Annotated in this window: 12 protein-coding genes; 3 read left to right on the top strand and 9 right to left on the bottom strand. The window is 77.0% G+C overall.

Translation table 11 applies throughout. From position 1 onward, the window contains the following. Positions 1–24 precede the first annotated feature (24 nt). From mfd to ACFUMH_RS12250, 7 genes are all read right to left on the bottom strand, one after another. Positions 25–3663, bottom strand: a complete 3639-nt coding sequence (gene mfd, locus ACFUMH_RS12280) for a transcription-repair coupling factor (protein WP_378205531.1) — start codon at positions 3661–3663, stop codon at positions 25–27. A gap of 169 nt (positions 3664–3832) precedes the next feature. Further along, positions 3833–4303, bottom strand: coding sequence for an adenylyltransferase/cytidyltransferase family protein (locus tag ACFUMH_RS12275; protein ID WP_378205527.1), 471 nt, complete (start codon positions 4301–4303; stop codon positions 3833–3835). A 118-nt stretch (positions 4304–4421) separates the two neighbouring features. Next, entirely contained in the window at positions 4422–6290 is a 1869-nt protein-coding gene (locus ACFUMH_RS12270; protein ID WP_378205524.1) for an ABC transporter ATP-binding protein, read from the bottom strand. A gap of 91 nt (positions 6291–6381) precedes the next feature. After that, on the bottom strand, positions 6382–8262 hold the full coding sequence (locus ACFUMH_RS12265) for a polysaccharide biosynthesis tyrosine autokinase (protein ID WP_378205521.1): 1881 nt from the start codon (positions 8260–8262) through the stop codon (positions 6382–6384). Continuing rightward, complete coding sequence (locus ACFUMH_RS12260) at positions 8259–9611, bottom strand: hypothetical protein (protein ID WP_378205518.1); 1353 nt, start codon at positions 9609–9611, stop codon at positions 8259–8261. Before ACFUMH_RS12260 ends, ACFUMH_RS12265 begins: the two co-directional genes overlap by 4 nt. Before the next feature lie 94 nt (positions 9612–9705). Beyond that, positions 9706–13248 (bottom strand): PKD domain-containing protein, encoded by a 3543-nt coding sequence (locus ACFUMH_RS12255; RefSeq protein WP_378205515.1) that lies wholly within the window; start codon positions 13246–13248, stop codon positions 9706–9708. Between the two features lie 316 nt (positions 13249–13564). Further along, positions 13565–14383, bottom strand: a complete 819-nt coding sequence (locus ACFUMH_RS12250; RefSeq protein ID WP_378205512.1) for a hypothetical protein — start codon at positions 14381–14383, stop codon at positions 13565–13567. 181 nt (positions 14384–14564) lie between these two features. On the opposite strand from ACFUMH_RS12250, the gene ACFUMH_RS12245 reads away from it, so the two are divergent. After that, on the top strand, positions 14565–15635 hold the full coding sequence (locus tag ACFUMH_RS12245; protein ID WP_378205534.1) for a polysaccharide pyruvyl transferase family protein: 1071 nt from the start codon (positions 14565–14567) through the stop codon (positions 15633–15635). After that, positions 15632–16837, top strand: a complete 1206-nt coding sequence (locus tag ACFUMH_RS12240) for a Coenzyme F420 hydrogenase/dehydrogenase, beta subunit C-terminal domain (RefSeq protein WP_378205509.1) — start codon at positions 15632–15634, stop codon at positions 16835–16837. The genes ACFUMH_RS12245 and ACFUMH_RS12240 overlap by 4 nt, the downstream gene beginning before the upstream one ends. Here ACFUMH_RS12240 and ACFUMH_RS12235 read toward each other — a convergent pair. Next, a complete protein-coding gene (locus ACFUMH_RS12235) occupies positions 16801–17829 on the bottom strand; it encodes a glycosyltransferase family 2 protein (RefSeq protein WP_378205506.1) in 1029 nt (342 codons plus the stop codon). The two genes, ACFUMH_RS12240 and ACFUMH_RS12235, sit on opposite strands and share 37 nt — an antisense overlap. After that, the gene (locus ACFUMH_RS12230) at positions 17826–18872 is read right to left on the bottom strand and encodes a glycosyl transferase (RefSeq protein WP_378205503.1); all 1047 of its coding nucleotides are present in this window, start codon (positions 18870–18872) and stop codon (positions 17826–17828) included. Before ACFUMH_RS12230 ends, ACFUMH_RS12235 begins: the two co-directional genes overlap by 4 nt. A 172-nt stretch (positions 18873–19044) precedes the next feature. On the opposite strand from ACFUMH_RS12230, the gene ACFUMH_RS12225 reads away from it, so the two are divergent. Continuing rightward, complete coding sequence (locus ACFUMH_RS12225) at positions 19045–21150, top strand: glycosyltransferase (RefSeq protein ID WP_378205501.1); 2106 nt, start codon at positions 19045–19047, stop codon at positions 21148–21150. Positions 21151–21159: the final 9 nt, after the last annotated feature.

The following is a 21159-nucleotide window of genomic DNA, read 5'->3' as shown; positions in this document are numbered from 1 at the left end:
GGCGCGCCGTCGCCCGCGACCCGGCTACCGCGTGCCCACCTGCGCCGCCGCGCCGACGTCCCCGCGCACGACCGCGTCGACGAACTGCCGCGTCCAGGCGAGCAGGTCCTTGCCGTGCAGCGGCTTGCCGCCGATGCGCGCCGTCGTCGGGAACGGCACGAGGACCGTGCGCACCGCGGGCTTGAGGACCGCCCCGGGGTACAGGCGCTTGAGCCGCAGCTGCGCCGACTCCGGCAGCTCGACGGGCGCGAACCGCACGAACCGGCCCTGCGCCGTGATGTCGGAGAGCCCCGCCGACCGGGCGTGCAGACGGAACCGCGCGACGTCGAACAGGTTCTCCACCGCGGCCGGCACGGCGCCGTAGCGGTCCGCCAGCTCGGCGTGCACCTCGGCGAGGGCCGCCTCGTCCGCCGCCGTCGCGATCTTGCGGTACGCCTCGAGGCGCAGCCGCTCGTGCGCGACGTAGTCGTGCGGGATGTGGGCGTCGACGGGCAGCTCGATGGTGACGTCGGGCAGCTCCTCGTCCACCTCGCCACGGAAGCTCGCGACGGCCTCGCCGACCATGCGGATGTACAGGTCGAAGCCCACGCCCTCGATGTGCCCGGACTGCTCGCCGCCGAGCAGGTTGCCGGCGCCGCGGATCTCGAGGTCCTTCATGGCGACGGCCATGCCGGCGCCGAGGTCGGTGTGCGCGGCGATCGTCTGGAGGCGGTCGTGCGCCGTCTCGGTGAGCGGCACCTCCGGCGGGTACAGGAAGTACGCGTACGCGCGCTCGCGGCCACGCCCGACGCGCCCGCGCAGCTGGTGCAGCTGCGAGAGCCCCAGCCGGTCGGCGCGCTCGAGGATCAGCGTGTTGGCGTTGGAGATGTCCAGGCCCGTCTCGACGATCGTCGTGCAGACGAGGACGTCGAACTTCTTCTCCCAGAAGTCCATGATCACGCGCTCGAGCTGGTGCTCGCCCATCTTGCCGTGCGCCACCGCGACGCGGGCCTCGGGGACGAGCTCGCTCAGCCGTGACGCCGTCCGCTCGATCGTCTCGACCTTGTTGTGCACGTAGAAGACCTGGCCCTCGCGCAGCAGCTCCCGGCGGATCGCGGCGCCGATCTGCTTCTCCTCGTACGGGCCGACGAACGTGAGCACGGGGTGGCGCTCCTCCGGCGGCGTGGCGAGCGTCGACATCTCGCGGATGCCGGTCACCGCCATCTCGAGCGTGCGCGGGATCGGCGTCGCGCTCATCGCGAGCACGTCGACGTTGGTGCGCAGCGCCTTGAGGGTCTCCTTGTGCTCGACGCCGAACCGCTGCTCCTCGTCGATGATGACGAGCCCGAGGTCCTTGAACCGCACGCCGCCGGTGATGAGGCGGTGCGTGCCGATGACGACGTCGACGGACCCGTCGGCGAGCCCCTCGAGGATCTCCTTGCTCTCCTTCGGCGTCTGGAACCGCGACAGCGCCCTGACCGTCACGGGGAAGGCCGAGTAGCGCTCGGCGAACGTGTCGAGGTGCTGCTGCACGAGCAGGGTCGTCGGCACGAGCACGGCGACCTGCTTGCCGTCCTGGACGGCCTTGAACGCGGCGCGCACGGCGATCTCGGTCTTGCCGTAGCCGACGTCGCCGCAGACGAGCCGGTCCATGGGGATCGGCTTCTCCATGTCCTGCTTGACCTCGTCGATGGTCGCGAGCTGGTCCGGCGTCTCGACGTACGCGAACGCGTCCTCGAGCTCGCGCTGCCACGGCGTGTCCGGGCCGAACGCGTGGCCCGGCGTCGCCATGCGCGCGGAGTACAGGCGGATCAGCTCCGCCGCGATCTCCTTGACGGCCTTGCGCGCCCGGCCCTTCGTCTTCGCCCAGTCGGCGCCGCCCATGCGGTTGAGCGTCGGCGACTCGCCGCCCACGTACTTGGTGACCTGGTCGAGCTGGTCCGTCGGCACGAACAGCCGGTCGCCCGGGTGGCCGCGCTTGCTCGACGCGTACTCGACGACCATGTACTCGCGCGTCGCCGCGTTCGCGCCCGTGCCGATCGTGCGCTGCACGAGCTCGACGAAGCGCCCGACGCCGTGCTGCTCGTGCACGACGAAGTCGCCCGGCCGCAGCTGCAGCGGGTCGACGACGTTGCGCCGCCGGCTGGGCATGCGCCGCATGTCACGCGTGCTCGACCCGGCGCGCCCCGTCAGGTCCGCCTCGCTGAACACCGCGACGTGCAGGTCCTCGTGCACGAAGCCCGGCCCGACGGGGGCCGGCGTGACGAGCACGACGCCGCCCTCGGGCTCGTCGTCGACCGTCGCGACCAGGCGCGCCGGCACGTCGGCCGCGCGCAGCTGCTCGACCATCCGCTGCGCGGGGCCGTGCCCCTCGGTCGCGAGCAGCAGGCGCCAGCCGAGCTGCTGCAGGCGGCGCACGTCCGCGACCGCGCGCTCGACCTCGCCGCGGTACCGCTCGACGTCGCGCGCACCGACGACGAGCGTCCGCACGCCGTCGGTGTGCCCGAGGCCGTCGTCGGGCGTCGTGCCCGAATCGGCCGCACCGGCGTCGAGCGTGAAACCGCTCAACGTCCACCAGCCGAGGCCGCGCACCTGCGCGCGCGCCCGCACGTCGGCGAACGACGCGAACGACGCCGCCGACAGGTCCAGCGGCACCTGCGCGCCGGCCGCGGCGGACGTCCAGGCCGCGGCGAGGAACTCCTCGGTCGTCGCGACGAGGTCGTGCGCGCGGCGGCGCACGCGCTCGGGGTCGACCAGCACGAGCAGCGTGTCGTCGGGCACGAGGTCGACGACGGGGACCATCCGGTCGACCAGCGCCGGGGCGAGGGACTCCATGCCCTCGACGGCGATGCCCTCCGCGAGCCGGTCGAGCATGTCGACGGCCCCGGGCAGGCGCTCCGCGAGCGCGGCGGCGCGCTCGCGGACGGCCGGGGTCAGCAGGATCTCCCGGCACGGCGGCGCCCACACGCCGTGGTCGGCCACCTCGAGGCTGCGCTGGTCCGCGACGGAGAACCAGCGGATCTCCTCGACGTCCTCGCCCCACAGCTCGACGCGCAGGGGGTGGTCCTCGGTCGGCGGGAAGACGTCGAGGATGCCGCCGCGCACGGCGAACTCGCCGCGCCGCTCGACCATGTCGACGCGCGTGTACGCCGCGTCGACGAGGCGCTGCGCGACGTCGTCGAGGTCCACCTGCTGCCCGGACCGGATCTCGACCGGCGCGAGCTCGCCCAGGCCCTCGACCACCGGCTGCAGCAGCGCCCGCACCGGCATGACGAGCACCCGCACCGCGCCGGTCGGCCCGGGCTCGGGGTCCGGGTGCGCGAGCCGGCGGAAGACCGCGAGGCGGCGCGCGACCGTGTCCGACCGCGGGCTGAGGCGCTCGTGCGGCAGGGTCTCCCAGCTCGGCAGCACGGCGACGTCGTCGTCCGGCAGGTAGCAGCGCAGGGCCGACGCGAGCTCGTCGGCGTCCCGGCCCGTCGCCGTCACGACGACGAGCGGGCGGCCCGCCACGTCGGCCGCCGCGTCGCGGGCCGTGGCGTGCGCGCCGGCGAGCGCCGCGAGCAGCGGCGGGCGCACGCCGGCGGGCCCGACGACGTCCAGCTCGCCGCGTGCGCGCACGGACGCGACGGCCTCCGCGGCGGCGGGGTCGGCGAGCAGGGCGGGCAGGAGTCCGGTGAGGTCCATGGGGTCCTTCGTACGGCGGGTCGTGCACGGTCCGGCGGTGCACGACGCGGGGCGCGGGGTCCGGGGCGGCGCAGCACAGCACGAGCGCCCCGCCTCCGGGTCGGGGCGGGGTGCGTGCTCAGTCTACGAACCGGGTCCGACACGGCCCGCCGTGGGCCGCCCGGGGCGGTCAGCTGCCCGCGCGCTCCACCGCTGCGTCGACGCGCGCGGTGGCCTCGCCGCCCAGGACCGCGAGGGCCCGGCGCAGCTTCGTGCTCGACGTGTGCAGCGTGTACGGCACGTAGACCACGTCGACGCCGACCTCGGCGAACCGCCGCTCGAGCTCCAGGCCCTTGGGCGTGCCCTGCCAGTCCGAGCCCTTGAAGAAGACGTCGAACCGCAGCGCCGCCCAGGTCTCCAGCTTGTCGGCCAGCGTCTCGGCGTACGCCTCGTCGACCACGTCGAGGTGGGAGACGATCTCGAGCCGCTCGGCGAGCGGGACGACGGGCCGGCGGCCGCGCACGCGCTCGAGCTGGTCGTCGCTCACGACCCCCGCGATGAGGTAGTCGCAGCGGGCGCGCGCCCGCCGCAGCAGGTTGAGGTGCCCCACGTGGAACAGGTCGTACGCGCCCGGCGCGTACCCGATGAGCCGTCGACCCACGCGGCACCCTCCCCTGGTCGGTGCCGGGTGCCCCTGCCCCGGCCGCTGGCGCAACGCTACGGGGACGACACCGGAGAAACCAGGGCGTTCCGGGTGAAACGGTCAGCGGGACCCCGTCTCAGTCCGCCGGGCCCGCGCCGACGGCCTGCCGCCGGGTGATCTCGTGGACCTCCTGGAAGAAGTCGTTGCCCGCGAGGACCCGCTCCGGGGTGTCGAACATCTCGATGCGCCCGTCGCGCACGACCATCACGCGGTCGCACACCGCGAGGGTGGAGAGCCGGTGCGCCACGAGGAAGACCGTGGCGCGCCCCCGCAGCCCGCGCAGCGTCTCCTGCACGAGCTCCTCGGAGCGCACGTCCAGCGCGCTCGTCGGCTCGTCGAGCACGAGGACCTCCGGCTCCGCGGCGAGCGCGCGGGCGATCGCGAGCCGCTGCCGCTGGCCGCCCGAGACGCCCTGCGCGCGCCGGCCCACGGTCGTGGCGTACCCGTCCGGCCACTGCTCGATCTCGTCGTGCACGTGCGCCCAGCGGGCCGCCCGCTCGACGTCGGCGTCGGTGAGGTCGTCCCGGTAGAAGCGGATGTTGTCGGCGACGGTGCCGTACACGAGCTGCGTCTGCTGCGGCACGTACGCGACGGCCCGCTGCCAGTGCGCGCGGTCGACCTGCCACGCGTCCTCGCCGTTGACGGTCAGCACGCCCGCCGTCGGCTCCCGCAGCCGCAGCAGGAGCTGCACGAGCGACGACTTGCCGGCACCCGACGGCCCCACGATGCCGACGACCTCGCCGCGCGCCACCTCGAAGGTGATGTCGTGCAGCACCTCGGCGTCGGCCTCGTAGCCGAACCGCACGTCGCGCATGCCGATCCGCTCGACCGCGCCCAGCGGGCGGCCGCCGTCGACCTGGCGGTGCGCGCGGTACGTCTCGATCGCGTCGGCCAGGTGGTTCATGAAGGGCAGCTTCTCGTCGATGCCGGTGACGGAGTACTGCACGCGCTGCCCGTACGACAGCGCCCGCACGAGCATGAGGACGACCGCGCCGAGCGTCGTCATCTGCCCGGCGTCCATGAGCGACACGACCGCGAGCGCGACGACGAGCAGGAGCAGCGCGACGCTCTGGTACAGCGACGGCAGCGCCCCGACGAGGAACCGCGACCGCAGCAGCGGCCGGCGCACGCCGTCGAGCAGCCCGTAGAACTGCTCCACGAAGCGCGGCGAGGCGCCGAAGACCTGCATCTCCTCCGCGGTGGCGGCGACGCCCTGGACGCCGTTCGCGTACTCGACGTTCTCCTCGCTGAGCTCGCGCGAGTGGCGGCGCAGCCGGCGCGCCAGCGGCCGCAGCGCGAGGAACAGGCCCAGCGACGCGACGGACAGCACCGCGGCCGCGACCGGGCTCAGGGCGACGGCGGAGATCATCAGCGACAGGAACATGAGCACGTTCGTCACCACGGACGCGATCTGGATGATCGCCTGCGTCGTCTGGTTGACGTGCACGTTCATGAACGTCTGGAACTGCCCGTCGCGCTCCGCCGCCTTGACCGACCACGTCGCGGCGACGAACGCGTCGAACAGCCGCCGTCGCAGCCCGACCATCGCCGACGCGCTGATGGCCGCGGGCAGGTACGCCAGCCAGAGCTGGAGGCCGCCGCGCACGAGCGCGAGGACGAGCGCCACGACGAACGCGACGTCGAGCGGCGAGTCGAGGGTCAGCGGCCCGAGGTCCCCCTGCACCGAGTCGCTGCCCTGCGACAGCGAGAGCGCGAGGGACGCCACGAGCGCGAGCAGCGCGGCCTCGGCGACGCCGGCGACCACCGAGACGATCGCGATCGTCACGACCTGCCCGCGCGACGCCGCGAAGAAGGGGGCGAGCCGCCGCCAGGCCGCCGCGGCGCGCCGGGCGCTGCCGAGCCCGCCCCGGCCGCGTCGTGCCGCCGTGCCCTCGTTGTCCGCCACGCGTACCGCCCCCGTCCCTGCCGGGTCGTGCACCGGCACCTCGCCCGACCGTAGTCGAGGGATGTGCACGCGTGTGCCCCGGTACGGGATGAAAAGTCCGGATCGGCGACGCCGGGCCGTCCGGGGCGCGTCAGCGCCGGGTGGCGTCCGGGGCCAGCACGTCCTCGTCGGCCGGTGCCGGCTCCAAGTGCGGGACGTCGCCGAGCGGGTGCGCGAGGACGTCACCCCGCGGCGGGCGCGCGTCGGCCTGCAGGTCGTCCGGTGCGTCGGGCCGGGGGTCCTGCGTCACGTCGGCCTGCGGCTCGTGCGGTGCGTCTGCGTCGACCGGCGGGTCGTGCGGTGCGTCGGCCTCCCCGTCGTGCTGCACCGCGGCCTGCTCGTCGCGCGGCGCGTCGAGCCGCTCGTCCCCGTGCGGCCCGGTCGACGCGGGCGGGTCGTCGGACCGCGGGCCGGCCGCGGCCGACGCGTCGTCGGGCGCGCCCGCCGCGGGTGCCTCCGTGGTCCCCGGCACGACCGGCGACCAGGCCGGCGCGGGCGTCCCGCCGCCGTCGCCCGTCCGCGCGTGCGTGCCCTCGCCCCCGCGGTGCGCGGACCGGTCGCCGCCCGTGGCGACACCCCGGCGCGCCTCCGCGCGTCGCGACCGGGCGGCCGCGCGCCCGGACACCGTGCCGCGCGACGGCGACGCCACGTACTCGTACGCGGCCTCCGCCGGCACGCGGCCGCGGTTGAGCACGGCGCCGACCACGCGACCGCCGCCGAGCCGGACCCCGTCCACCAGCTTGCGCAGGTGGGCCCGCCGCGTGCGCCGGGCGTCGACGACGACGACCAGGCCCACGGCCTTGCGCGCGACCACGATCGCGTCGGCGACGGACAGGACGGGCGGGGCGTCGACGAGGACGAGGTCGTACCGCTCCCCCGCGGCCTCGAGCAGCTCGTCGAACTCGCGGGACGACAGCAGCTCGCTGGGGTTCGGCGGGATGGCCCCGGACGGCAGCACCGACAGCCGGTCGCCGACCTCCTGCACGACGTCGTCGAACGCCGCGCGCCCCACCAGCACCTCGGTGAGGCCCACGCCGCCTTCGATGCCGAGGCGGTCCGCGACGGCGGGGCGGCGCAGGTCGGCGTCCACGAGCAGCACGCGCTCGCCCGCGGCGGCGAACGAGCCGGCGATGCGCACGGCCGTGTGCGTCTTGCCCTCGCCCGCGAGCGCGGACGCGACGACGAACGTCTTGGGGCGGCCCACCCGGCCGATCATCTGCAGGTTGGTGCGCACGCGCCGGACGTCCTCGGCCGACGGGCCCGTGGGTGCGAGCGGCGCGGCCAGCTCGGGGGCCGACCGGCGCAGGGGGCGCAGCGTGCCGAGCACCGGCACGCCCGTCGCGTTCTCGACGTCCTCCGGCCGGCGCACGCGCGTGTCCAGCGCCTCGCGCAGCCACGCGGCGAGGACGCCGAGGACGACGCCCGCGAACCCGGCGGCGAGCACGTTGCGCCGCGTGCTCGGCGCGAACGGCGCCTGCGGCGGCACGGCGCTGTCGACGACGGTCGCGCTGACCGCGCTCGCGCCGGTGCCGGTGTCGGGGGCCAGGTCCTCGATGGCCCCGCGCAGCTGGTCGACCACGGCGTTGGCGATCTGCGCGGCCTCGTCGGGCGACGCGCCGGTCACGGAGACGTCGAGGATCGACACGTCCCCCGACGTCGACGCCGTGACGCGGCCGGCCAGCTCGCGGCCGGTCTCGTCGAGGCCGAGGCTCTCGGCGACCGGGTCGAGCACGACGGGCAGCGACGCGAGCCGCGCGTACGACAGCATCTGCGCCTGCGTGTAGCTGGTGCCCTGGTTGAGGTCGCCGGGGTCCTCCGCCGCCGCGATGGAGACGTAGACGGCGGCGTGCGCGCGGTACTGCGGCACGGCCGTCAGGGACAGGTAGCCGACGCCGCCGGCCAGCAGCAGCACGGGCAGCACCATGAGCACCCAGTGCTTGCGCACGGCCGCCAGCACGTCGCGGAGCGTCATCCGGCCTCCTTCGTCACTCGTTCGATTGAACCATCCGGCCCGGCGGCCGGGGCCGGCTCCGGCGGGTGGACCTCGTGCAGGTCGGCCGCGTCCGCGCCGTCCGGCGGCGCGGGACCGGGGGCCGCGGCGGGCGCCACGGCGAGGCCGACGACGAACCAGAAGAACGTCGTGAGCTGCGTGATGAACGCGACCGACGTGAGCGCGGGCAGCGTGGCGAGCGCGGCGACGAGCGCGGCGTGGCGGCGTCCCCGCACGAGCGCGGCGAGGCCCGCGAGGGCGCCGGCGAGGAGCAGCGCGAGCGGCAGGATGCCGTACCGGAGCCCGACGAGCACGATCGCGGAGTCGATCGACTCGAACCCGCCGAAGGACCGCGCCCCCGACGCGTCCCGTGCGGCGGCCGGCGACTCGCCGACCCACGCGAGCTCCGGCAGCAGCTGCAGCAGGTCGCCGCGGTACTCGGCGGACCCCGTCGCCTCGTCGCCGGCGGTCGCGAACACCTCGAGCGCGACCGGCACGACGACCGCGGCACCCGCCGCCAGCACGAGCAGCACCGTGAGCCGGAACCGCCGCGTGACGTGCCGCCCGAGGAACAGCAGGGACAGCACGAGCGCGCCCCCGACGCTCACCATGCCGATGCGGCTGAACGTGAACACCGCCGCCGCCGAGACGGCGAGCAGCGTCAGGGCCTTCAGCCACGGCCGCAGCGCGCTCACCCACACGAAGGGCACGGCCATGCCGAGCGTCGCGCCCAGCGCGATCGAGTGCCCGAACGCCGCCTCGGCGCGCGCCTGCCCGCCCCGCACCTGGATCGGCGACCACACGCGGTACCCGGAGCGCTCGACGAACGGCGTGCCCGCGCCGATCCCGACGAACGGGTTGACGCCGGTGAGGAACTCGGCGACCGCGAACAGCGCGACCACGCCGAGCACGACGGCGACGCACGTGGCGACGACCGCGGGCGGCAGCGACACCGACGTCACGCGCCCCACCACGTAGGGCACGGCCCACCCCAGCACGACCGCGTACGCCGACGCCAGCGGCACGTACCCCGCGAGGAACGACGTGACCACCGCGGTGACCACCGCGAGCATGATCAGGTCGAACCCGTGCAGGCGCAGGTCGACGCGGCGCCACGCCGCGGCGACGAGCGCGACGCCGAGCGCCGTCGCGGGCGTCAGGAACACGACCATCTGGAGCCCGAACCACGCCGGGACGAACGCGAGCAGGACGAGGAAGCCCACGAGGCCCAGCACCGGCCTGGCGCGCACGACGGCCAGGCACGCCAGGGCGAGGGCCGCGAGCACGACGAGCACGGCCAGCTCGTCGACGGCCTGCGCCGACAGGCTCATGCCGTGCCTCGCCCCCCGCACGCCCCCACCGGCCCCAGTGTGGCGACGGCACCGACGGATGTCGACGCCCTCCCGGGGCCGGTGGACGCGGGCGTCACCCGAGCGCCGTGGCCGACAGGTCGTCCCAGCTCACGCGGACGGGGCCGTTCGTGGTCGCGGAGGCGGTGTACTGGCCGAGGCCGACGCCGCCGCCGTCCTGCAGCTCCGGCGTGGCGTCGGTGGACTGCAGGAGCCACCCGGACGGCTCCGCCGCGGACGCGGGCCAGACCTTCGCGCGCAGCGCCGTCGTCCCGGAGCCCTCGAGCTGCAGGCGCAGGCGCAGCGGCGCGCCGGCGGCGGTGGCCCCGCCCGGCACGGCGGCGTTCGCGAGCGTCGTCGTGCCGGTCGGGAGCCGGCGGACGAGCTGCGCCGTCGTCGCGCCGGTGGACGTGATGCGGACGGCGACCTCGTACTGCGAGTCCCAGCCGCTGGTCCGGCCGGCCAGCCACAGGGTCGTGGTGCCGGCGTTCGACAGGCGGTCGAGCGTGACCGTGGCCGTCACGTCGGCGGACTGCACCGCCGTGGAGTCGACCCGCAGGCGCGGCGTCGACCCGGCGCCGAGGGAGACCCGGCCCGTGCCCTCCTGCACCTGGTAGAGGCCGGCCGACCCGGCGATCACCCACGTGCCGCCCTGGTCGGCGGCGCCCCAGCCGCTCGCGCTCGTGCGCCCGAAGGCGTCGGCGACGAGCGCCACCGGGCCGGGGCCCGGCGCGACCGTGACGGACCGCTCGGTCGTCGCGGTCGCGCCGTCGTCGTCCGTGACGGTGAGCCGCACCGGGTACGTGCCCGGGCCGGCGTACGTGTGCGTGGCGGTCGCGCCCGTCGCGGTGCCCCCGTCGCCGAACTCCCACGCGTGCGAGACGAGCGTGCCGTCGGGGTCGGCCGACGCCGAGCCGTCGACGACGAGGTCCGCGCCGGTGAGCGTCGGCGTGAACGCCGCCGTCGGCGCCTGGTTCGGCGGCGGCGGGGCGGTCACCGTGACGGTCTGCTCGGCGGTGCCGGTGTCCCCCCGGTCGTCCGTCACCGTGAGGCGCACCGTGTACGTGCCGGCCGCGGTGTACGTCCGCGTCGCGGTGGGGCCCGTGCCGGTCGTCCCGTCGCCGAAGTCCCACGCCCACGCCGTCACGGTGCCGTCGACGTCCGTGGAGCCGGACCCGTCGACGTCGAGGCGCAGGTCGGTCGCCGTGGTCGTGAAGGCGGCCGTCGGGAAGCGGTTCGCGGTCGTCGTCGCCAGCGCGGCCGCGTGGTGCTCGGCGACCTTCGCGGGGCTCAGGGCGCGGCCCCAGACCGACACCTCGTCGACCGCGCCGTCGAGGTAGTTCGACGACGGCGCGTTCGAGAAGCTCGACACGCGGTCCCCGCCGATCCGCCAGTAGCCCCAGTACGGGCGCACCCACGGCGCGTCCGACCGCTCGCCGACCTGCTGCCCGTCGACGAACAGGCGCATGACGCCGTCCTCGTACGTGCCCACGAGCTGGTGCCACGCGCCGTCGTTGACGGCCGCCGGCGAGCGCAGGGTCCGGCGGTCGGTGCCGTAGGTGCCGAAGTTCGCGCGCCCGGAGTTGTCCAGGTACAGGACGCGGTCGGACGTCGACGTGCCCGACAGCCCCGACGCCGAGCTGCCGAACCCGACGACGGCGCCGCCGCGCGACGTGGTGGTGCGCACCCACGCCTCGACCGAGAACCGGTCGGGCGCGTTGGTCGGCGCCGTCTGCACGGCGAACGAGCCGCTCGTCCCCGGGAAGTCAGTGGCCGTGTCGCCGTCACCCGCGACCACGCCCGGGACGCCCCGCGCGATCCCGCTGCCGACCGTGCGCATGTCCTGGAACCCGGCCGAGTCGAGCACCGCACCGCCCGACGGCTCGCCGAGGCGGTGGTGCGCGACGGGCTCGTCGGCCCGCAGCGCCGCGACGTACGGGCTGGTCGTGCCCGCGGACGCGACCGTCGCGGAGACCGGGGCGGACACCGCCCGGTTGCCGAACGCGTCGGTCGCGGTGACGACGTAGGTCTGCGTCGACCCCGGCGGCCGGCCGGTGTCCGTCAGGCCCAACGACGGCGTCTCCCAGTACCGGTGCGTCACCGCCCGCGTCGCCAGCGGCGTGCCCGACGGGCTCGAGCCCCGGTACACGCGGTAGGTGAGCGTCTCGTTGTCGCGGTCGTAGTTGCCGGTCCACGACACGCGGACCTGGCCCTGGGCCGTCGACGTCGCCCGGACGCCCCAGTCGGCGCCGGACAGGCGCGGCCCCTGGTCGTCGGGCGCGATGTCGCTGCGGGCGAACCGCACGAGACCCTGCTGCGCGCGGCCGTTCACGCCGGGGAACTCGCCGCCCATCGTGATGTAGTCCGCGTTGCTCGCCACCGACCAGCCCGCCTGGCCCTGCCCGGTGTACTCGCCCGTGTAGAAGTCGGGGTAGAAGTGCAGGAGGCCCGGTGCCGGCTGGCCCGCGGAGTGCGGGTAGCCGTAGATGTCGGGCGTGTTGGTGCCCTCCGCGCCGATCGTGAACGCGTTGAGGTGGTGGTGCGACCACGGCTCGGTCTGCGGGAAGCCGGCCGGGATGTTGCCGCAGTAGTGCGAGTGGCTCGCGGTGTAGACGACGTCGCCCATCCGCGTCACCGAGTAGCTGTCGCCGTGGCAGTCGGCGATCCACACGATCTCGCCCGTCTCCGGGTCGGCCCGGAAGGTGCCCTCGAGGTTGCCCGCCTTGCCGTAGTGGTAGCCGGTCCCGTAGACGCCGGTCTCGTCGGCGACCAGGCTGAGGATGGCGGCGTTCGTGCTGCCGTTGCGGATCTGGGTCGACGCCGGGTACGGGATCGTCGCGCCCGTCGTCGGGTGGACCGACGCCAGCCCCACGGCCGCGGTCCCGTTGACCGTCTGGAAGCGGCCGCCGAGGATCAGCCGCTCGCCGTTCGCCTGCCGCGCGAGCGCCGTCACGGGTGCCGACGCGTCCACCGTGAACGGCCGGACCGCGCCCGTCGCCGCCTCGAACGCGGCCACGTAGCGGCGCGGCTGCAGCGTCGCACCGGTCACCGGGGCGACCGAGGTGAAGTTGCCGCCGACGTAGACGGTGTCGTCGGTGGCCGTCACGGACAGCCCGCGCGACGCGAGCGTCGGGCGGAAGCCGGGGACGAGCTGCTTCGTCGCGGTGTCGAACGCGGCGATGCGCACGCGCCACTGGCCGTCGACCTTGTTGAAGTCGCCCGTGACGTACACGCGGCGGCCGTCCGGCGACGCCGCGATGCCCAGCGCCTGCCCGTCGAGCACGGGCGCGAACGTCGGGTCGAGCACGCCCGTGCGGATGTCGTAGGCGAGCAGGTTCGCGCGGGGCACCGTGCTCGTGCCCGGTGCGGCGCCCGCGGGACGCGCCGTGGTGAACTCGCCGGCGACGTAGACGGTGTTGCCCACGACCACCTGCGCCCACACGACGCCGTCGATCTGCACGGTCGGCAGCGCGTCGGCGGTGACGGTGGTCGCCTGCCCCGGACGCTCCGGGTCGGCAGGTGCGGTGTCGGCGTGGGCGGGCGCCGTGACGGCGAGGAGGGCGGCCGCCAGGAGGGCGACGGACCGGGCTCGACGGTGCAGGCGGACGGTGACGGACACGGGGATCCTCGCCCTCTGGTCGCCGCAGGCAGCGGCCGGTCGGAAAACGGTGCGAAGGGGACGTTAGACGCGTATCGCCCCGTCGGAGCCCGACTTCCCGGACTTCACCCCGGCCCGGGCCGGGATTCACCCGAGCGACCCGCTGTCACAGTGGACGGTCGTCCGAGTCCATGCCGTCACGACCGGGGCGCGCGGGGTCGCGCAGGGGTGCACCGGGGCCCGCGCGGCGGGGGCGCGGGGGCGGTCGCACCCCCGGTCGGACCGCGGACGAGGCGCACCTCGGGCCGGCCCGCAGGCCCGCCGGCCGGCGTGGACGTCAGGGCGCGACGAGGCCCTGGACGACGACGGCGGGGGCGTCCAGGCGCAGCAGCACCGTGACGGCCAGCGGCGTGCCGGCGGCGGGCGCCGCGAACACGTAGGCGCCCCGCGCGACCCCGTCGCCCGGCAGCGCCGCCGGCAGCGGCGCGCTCCGCCCGTCCGTGTCCGCGGGGCGCAGCGGGACGCTGTCCGCGCCGGCGTGGGCGGCGACGGCCGCGGCGTCGAGCTGCGTGCCGCCGGGGCCGCGCACCTCCACGGTGACGACGACGCCGGGCGACGCGATCTCGCCGATCCCCTCGGCGCCCGTCGTCACGGCCTCGAGCCCCGTCACCGCGACGGTCAGCGGCCCTGCCGCCACGGGCTCCTGCCCGGTGCCGGTCGCGGGGGCGACGTCGCCCAGCGGAGGGACGGGCACGGGCCCGCCGGCGGCCGGGGGTGCGCCGTCGGGCGCGGGCGCGGCAGCGTCGGGGGCCGGGGTGCCGGGGGCGGCCGTCGCCGGGTCGTCGGGCGTGGCCGACGCCGTGGGCGTCGGGGCCGGTGCGGTCGTGACCGTGGCGGTCGGGTCGGCCGTCCGCGCCGCCGGGGCACCCCCGTCCCGCGTCGTCAGCGCGACGCCGAGCGCGACGGCCGCGACCACCGCGAGCGCGCCGGCCACGACGAGCAGCCGCCGCGTGCGCGTGCCGGGCCCGTCGGGGGCGCCGTCGCCGGGTGCGCCGTCGTCCGACGCGTCGCCCGCCGGGTCCGCGGCGGCACCGGTGGTCGGCTCGCCGTCGTCCGGGCCGGCGGCACCCGCCCGGACCTCGTCGCGCTCCTCCATGGGACGACCTCCCGCTGTCGCTGGCACCGGCTCGGGCACCGTACCCGCCGGCCCCCGGCCCGACGGGGAGCGACCGGGTGATAACGGCCGGGGACGGGACGAATCACCCCAAAGGGCCCCTAGACTCACCGCGACCGGCGGCGCCCGCCGGCCGCCGCCGGGGGGAGGAGAGCCGTTGCGCGTGCTCGTCATGTGGGCCGACGACCGGTCCTCGAACCTGGGGGTGCGGGCGCTCGCGCAGGGCAGCGCCGCGCTCGTCCGCCGCGTCCACCCCGACGCCGAGGTCGTGCACGTGCACTACCGCAGCCGCACGGCGCCCTCGCCGGTGGGCGACTGGCGCCCGCTCGTGCGGGCGCGGCTCGACCCGCGCGTGCCGCTGCGCGACTGGCTCGCGGGGTTCGACCTCGCGGTCGACACGCGCGCGGGCGACTCGTTCGCCGACATCTACGGGCTGCGGCGGCTGACGACGCAGAGCCTGCTCGCGCGGCTCGCGCACGGCGTCGGCGTGCCGGTGGTGCTCGCGCCGCAGACCATCGGGCCGTTCGGCTCCCGCCGCGGCCGCGCGCTGGCCCGGGCCACGCTCCGGCACGCGCGGGTCGCGATGTCGCGGGACCAGGTGAGCGCGGACGCCGCACGCTCCCTCGGCCGGCCCGTCGACGTGGTGAGCACGGACGTCGTCTTCGCGCTCCCCCGCCCGGCGGTGCCGCGCACGCGCGACGTCCTGCTCAACGTCTCGGGCCTGCTCTGGGCGCCGAACCCGCACGTCGACCACGAGCGCTACCGGGCCGTCGTCCTCGACCTCGCGCGCGGGCTGCGGCAGCGGGGCCGCCGCGTGAGCCTGCTCGCGCACGTGCTCGACTCGCCGGTCGCCGACAACGACGTCCCCGCGGTGCACGAGGTCGCCCGCCTGCTGGACGACGGCGACGTCGAGGTGGTCGTGCCGACGGACCTCGAGGACGTGCGCCGCGCGACGGCGTCGGCGCACCTCGTCGTCGGGTCACGCATGCACGCGTGCCTCAACGCGCTCTCGACGGGCACGCCGGCCGTCCCGCTCGCCTACTCGCGCAAGTTCGCGCCGCTGCTCGCGGACCTGGGCTGGCACCGGACCGTGGACCTGCGCGCGGACGACGACCCGGCCGCCACCGTGCTGCGGCTCGCCGACGCGGACCTCGACGACGACGTCGCGCGGCTCAACGCGCGCGCCGACGAGCTGCTCGTCGGCGCCACGACGGCGCTGGCGCGCGTGCAGTGACGACCCTCGACGCCCAGGTCGGCCGCGTCGTCGCGGCCGGCGCGTGCAGCGGCTGCGGCCTGTGCACGCGCCTCGACGGCGGCCTGACGATGACGCTCGACGCCGCGGGCTTCGCGCGACCCGTGCGGACCGGGCCGTCCACCGCGGACGCGGCCGACGTGCGCGCGTTCGCGCGGTCCTGCCCCGGCCGGACGGTGCGCGCCGCGCGCCCGCCGGGCACCGTCCGGCACCCGCTGCTGGGCCCGGTCGCCGGCTGCTGGGAGGCGTGCGCGACCGACCCGGAGGCGCGCCGGCGCGGCAGCAGCGGCGGCGTCCTCACCGCGCTCACCACGTGGCTGGTCGCGCAGGGCGAGGCCGTGCGCGGCGTCGGCGCGGCACGGGACGCGGACGCGCCGCGCCGCACCGTGCCCGTGACGATCCGGTCGCGCGCCGAGGCGCTGGAGGCCGCGGGGTCGCGGTACGCGCCCGTCGGCGTCTGCGCGCACCCCGACGCGGCCGACCCGGCGTCCGTCACCACCGGCAAGCCGTGCGAGACGGCCGCGCTGCGGGCGCTCGCCGACGGCGGCCCGGCACCGCTGCTGCTGTCGTTCTTCTGCGCGGGCACGCCGTCCGCGCACGCGACCGACGCGGTCCTCGAGCGCCTCGGCGTCGGTGCCGGGGAGCCGCTCACGGCGCTCTGGTACCGCGGCCGCGGCTGGCCGGGCAGCTTCACCGCCCAGCGGCCGGACGGGTCGCAGGTCGCCACCTCCTACCACGAGTCGTGGGGCGAGGTGCTGGGGCGCTCGGTGCAGTGGCGGTGCAAGACCTGCCCCGACGGCGTGGGCGAGAGCGCCGACGTGGTCGCGGGGGACCTGTGGCGCACCGACGAGCGCGGCTACCCCGTCTTCACCGAGTCCGACGGCTGGAGCGCCCTCGTCGCGCGCACGCCCCGCGGGCGGGACGTCGTCGAGCGCGCCGTCGCGGCCGGCGTCCTCGACGTGCGGCCCGTCGACCCGGACGTCGTCATGGGCGTGCAGCCGCTGCAGACCACGCGCCGCCGCACGCTCGCGGGCCGGCTCGTGGGGGCGCGCCTGGCGGGTGCGCGGGCGCCGCGGTACCGGGGCTTCGGCCTCGTGCGGCTGGCGCTCGGCGACCTGCGCACGACCCTGCGCACCGCCCGCGGCACCTACCGGCGCGTGCGCTCGGGGGCCGCGCGGAGCTGATCGGGGGCTGTGAACGTCGCCGCCCCGCCGTCGGCACCCGCGGTACGGGCCGGCTCGGGGTCGGCACCGGCGTCCGGGCCGCCCGTGGTGCGCGCGTACTCCACGACGACGTGCCCCAGCGCACCCGTCACCATCCCGCGCCCGCGCTCGACGGTGCGCCGCCCCACGAGGCGCAGCACCGGGTCGCGGCGCAGCACGCCCGCGGCCACCCGGACGGCGCCGCCGACCACCCGCAGCGCGCCGCGGGCGAGGTACCGGGCGCGCACGGCGGCGCGCTCCCCCGCGTCGCGCGCGAGCACCAGCTCGGCCCGGCTCGCCGAGTTGCCGCTGCGCCGGGCGCGGCGCAGCACCCACCCGGGCGTCATGCGGTCCGCCGGCACGCGGTCGACCACGACGGCCTCGTCGCACCAGACGAGCCGCCCGCCGCGCCGCACCAGGTCGCGCGTGAACAGGGTGTCGCTGCCGCCGCTGAGGCCGAACCGCTCGTCGAACCGCACGCCGAGCCGCCGCACGGCCGCGACGTCGAGCAGCAGGTTGTTCGTCGCCGCGACGTCCACCACGGTGCCCGTGGGCAGGCGGCGCCGCGCGAAGAACCGGCCGGCGGTCACCCACGGCTCCGGCTCGCGCACGAACTCGGAGACGACCGCGCCCACCACGCCCGTCGCGCCGCTCGCCCGGTGGCACGCCGTGAGCGCGTCCCACCAGCCCGGCTCGGGCCGCTCGTCGTCGTCGACGAACACGAGGAGGTCGGCGTCCGGGCACTCGTCGAGCGCCCGGTTGCGACCGGCGGCGATGCCCGGCCGCGGCTCGTGGACGTACCGGACGCGGGGGCCGGTGCAGGCCTCGACCCACGCGCGGGCGGACGCGTCGGGGTCGTTGTCGACCACGAGCAGCTCCGCGCCGTCGTGCGCGGTGGCGGCCAGGAACGCCGGCACCGCGACGCGCAGGTCCTCCGGCCGCCGGTAGGTGAGCATCGCGACGACGGCGGTCACGGCCGGCCACCGCCCCGTGCCGCGCCCCGTGCCGCCGCGAGCGCCGCCTCGTACGCGCGCACGTGCCCCTTCGCCACGGCGTCCCACCGCCGCGCGCGCAGGTCCGGCTCGCCGGTGGGGGCGTCGGCGCGCAGCGCGGCGACCTCCCGCAGCAGCACGTCGGCGGTCAGCGGCGGCGTGAAGCGCCGCACCCACGCCGGCCCGACCTCGGCGGCCAGGTCCGCGACGACGTCACCGTCGGGCACGAGCACCGGCCGCCCGAGCGAGAGGGCGAGCAGCGCGGCCCCCGAGTTGTGCATCGCGCGGTACGGCAGCACGACGAGCTCGGCGGACGTGACCTCCGCGACGAGCTGCTCGTCGTCGACGTGCCGCAGGTCGAGCCGCACGCGGGGGTCGTCGCCCGCGGCGGCCCGCACGCCGTCCGCGACCGCGGGTGTCGCCGCGCGGCCGGCGACGACGAGGTCGAGGCCCGCGTCCGCGGGCGTCGCGCGGACGGCCGCGACGAGGTCCTCCACGCCCTTGTACGGGCGGACGAGCCCGACGGTCGCGAGCCGGCCGCGCACCGCCGTCGCCCGCGGGTACGTCGCGAACCAGGCGGTGTAGTCGCCGTGCGGCACGGTGCTCGCGCGCGCCGGGTCCGGCACGGGGGTGCGGTCGTTGAGCCGGACGCGCCAGCCGGTGCGCCGGTCGCACCACCGCGTCACGGCGGCGGTGGCGCGGTGCGGGCGCTCGTGCGGCGCCACGTTGTGCACGGTCCGCACGAGCACGCGTCCCCCCGTGGACGCCCGCAGGACGACGAGCGCGAACAGCGCCGTGGCGCCCCAGCGGCGCACGCGGGTGCCGCGGTCGACGACCACCTCGGGCCAGTGCACGTGCAGGACGTCGTACCGCCCCGCGAGCGCGCGCGACCAGCGGAACGTGGCGACGTCGGCGTGCGGGGCGAGCGCGTCGCGCAGCTGCACGAGGTACGGGTTGGTGGTGGTGCGGGGCTCGCGGAAGGACTGCAGCACCCGCAGCCGCGGGATCGACCGGTCCCTCGTCACACGACCCCTCCTCCGTGCTCCCACCCGCGGCTTCACCCGGGCGCCCGGCTCGCGACGCTACCCGCTCGGCTAGGGTCGAGGAGACGGTTTGCCACGATTTCGCCCGCTTCACCACCCGCTCCGCCCACCGCTCTCCAGCCCGCTCTCCCGCCCGGTCCCCGGAGGTCCCCGCATGCCCGACGGCGCTCCCCGGTACGGCGTGGTCGTCGTCAACCACCGCTCGGCGGACCTGCTGCGCCGGTACCTCGCCGCGACGGCGGCGGGTCTCGACGACGCCGTCGTCGTGGTCGTCGACAACTCGCCCGCCGCCGACGACCGCGCCGCGGCCCGCGCGGTGGTGGACGAGCACGGCTGGGAGCTGGTGACGGCGCCGAACGACGGCTTCGGCGCGGGCGTGAACCGCGGCGTCGCGCACGCCCTCGCGCTCGGCGCGCGGGCCGTCCTCGTGCTCAACCCCGACCTGGCGCTCGCGCCCGCCGGCGCGGCCGCCCTGCTGTCGGCCGCCGCGGAGGACCCCGACGTGCTCCTCTCCCCGGTCGTGCTCGACGAGGCCGGACGCGTGTGGTTCGCCGGCGGCGTGCTCGACCTGCGCCGCGGCAGCCCGCGGGCCGGGGCGGGGGCGGTCGGCGACGGCGACGTGGACTGGCTGTCCGGCGCCTGCCTCGCGTTCTCCGCCGCCGCGTGGCGCCGCGTGGGCGGCTTCGACCCCGCCTACTTCATGTACTGGGAGGACGTCGACCTGTCGTGGCGGGCGCGCGCGGCGGGGCTCCGGCTCGCCGTGCGGGACGACGTGGTCGCGACGCACGCCGTCGGCGGGACGCAGGAGCACGCCGGCAGCCGGCGCCGCTCCGACCTGTACTACGTCCAGAACACGCGCAACCGGCTGCTGTTCGCCGGCCGCCACCTGGCCGCGGCCGACCGCCTGCGCTGGGTGCTGCGCGCGCCGTGGTGGGCCCGGCGCGTGCTGCTGCGCGGCGGGCGGCGCCAGCTGCTGGAGAGCCCGCGGCCGCTGCTGTCCGTCGCGGGCGGCACCCTCGCGGGCGTGCGGGAGGCGCTGCTGCCCCGCCGGGCGCCGCACCCGGAGGCGCGCACGGGCGGCGCCCCGCGCCGGCTCGTCGTGGCGCACCCGTCGACCGAGCTGTACGGCGCCGACCTCCAGATGCTCGAGACCCTGCGGGGCGCGCGCGCCGGCGGCTGGGACGTCGAGCTCGTCCTGCCCGGTGACGGGCCGCTGACGGCACGCGCCGCCGCGCTCGGGGTGCGCGTGACGGCGGCGGACCTGCCGGTGCTGCGCAAGGCGCTGCTGCACCCCGCCCGGCTGCCGGGGCTCGCGCTCGCGGCCGTGCGCTCGGTCGTCCGCACCACGCGGACGCTGCGGCGCACGCGGCCCGACGTCGTCTACGTCAGCACCCTGACGATCCCGTGGTGGGTCGTCGCCGCGCGGCTCGCGCGCGTGCCGGTGCTGTGCCACGTGCACGAGGCCGAGGAGGACCAGCCCCGCGTCGTCACCGCCGCGCTCACCGCGCCCCTGCTGCTCGCCGACCGCGTCGTGACGAACTCGGCGGCCGCACGCCGCAGCATCGGGCCGGTGTTCCGCTCGCTCGCGGAGCGGGCGGTGGTCGTGCACAACGGCGTGCCCGGCCCCGCCGACGACCCCGCGCCGCCGGCACCCGGCGGGCCGCTGCGCGTCGTGCTGGTCGGCCGCCTGTCGCCGCGCAAGGGCACCGACGTCGCGCTCGAGGCGGTCGCGCAGGCCGTCGCCCGCGGGCACGACGTCCACCTGCGCGTGGCCGGCAGCACGTTCACCGGCTACGAGTGGTTCGAGCGGGAGCTGCGCGCACGGCTCGACGAGCCGGCGCTGGCGGGGCGCGTCGAGCTGCTCGGCTTCGTGCACCCGACGTGGCCGCTGCTGGCCGAGGCCGACGTCGTGCTCGTGCCGTCCCGCGTCGAGCCGTTCGGCAACACCGCCGTCGAGGCGATGCTCGCCGGGCGCGCCGTCGTCGCGTCCCGCGTGCAGGGGCTCGCCGAGATCCTGCGGGACGGCGAGACCGGCCTGCTCGTGCCGCCCGGCGACGCCGCGGCGCTGGCCGACGCGCTCGCGCGCCTCGACGACGACCCCGCGCTGCGCGCCCGGCTTGCCGCGGCAGCGCGCGCCGACGCCCTCGCGCGGTTCTCGCCCGAGCGGTACGCCGTCGCGGTGCGCGCCGAGCTCGACCGCCTCGCGGCGCCCCGTCCCGCCGCGGAGCCCGAGCAGGAGCCCGAGCCCGCGCTCGGCTGAGCGCGGGCC

The sequence above is a fragment of the Cellulomonas sp. NPDC057328 genome, from assembly GCF_042667215.1.
In the GTDB taxonomy this organism is placed as follows: domain Bacteria; phylum Actinomycetota; class Actinomycetes; order Actinomycetales; family Cellulomonadaceae; genus Cellulomonas.
Note: the sequence above shows the minus strand (reverse complement) of the source record. Positions and strands in the feature narration are given on the sequence as shown.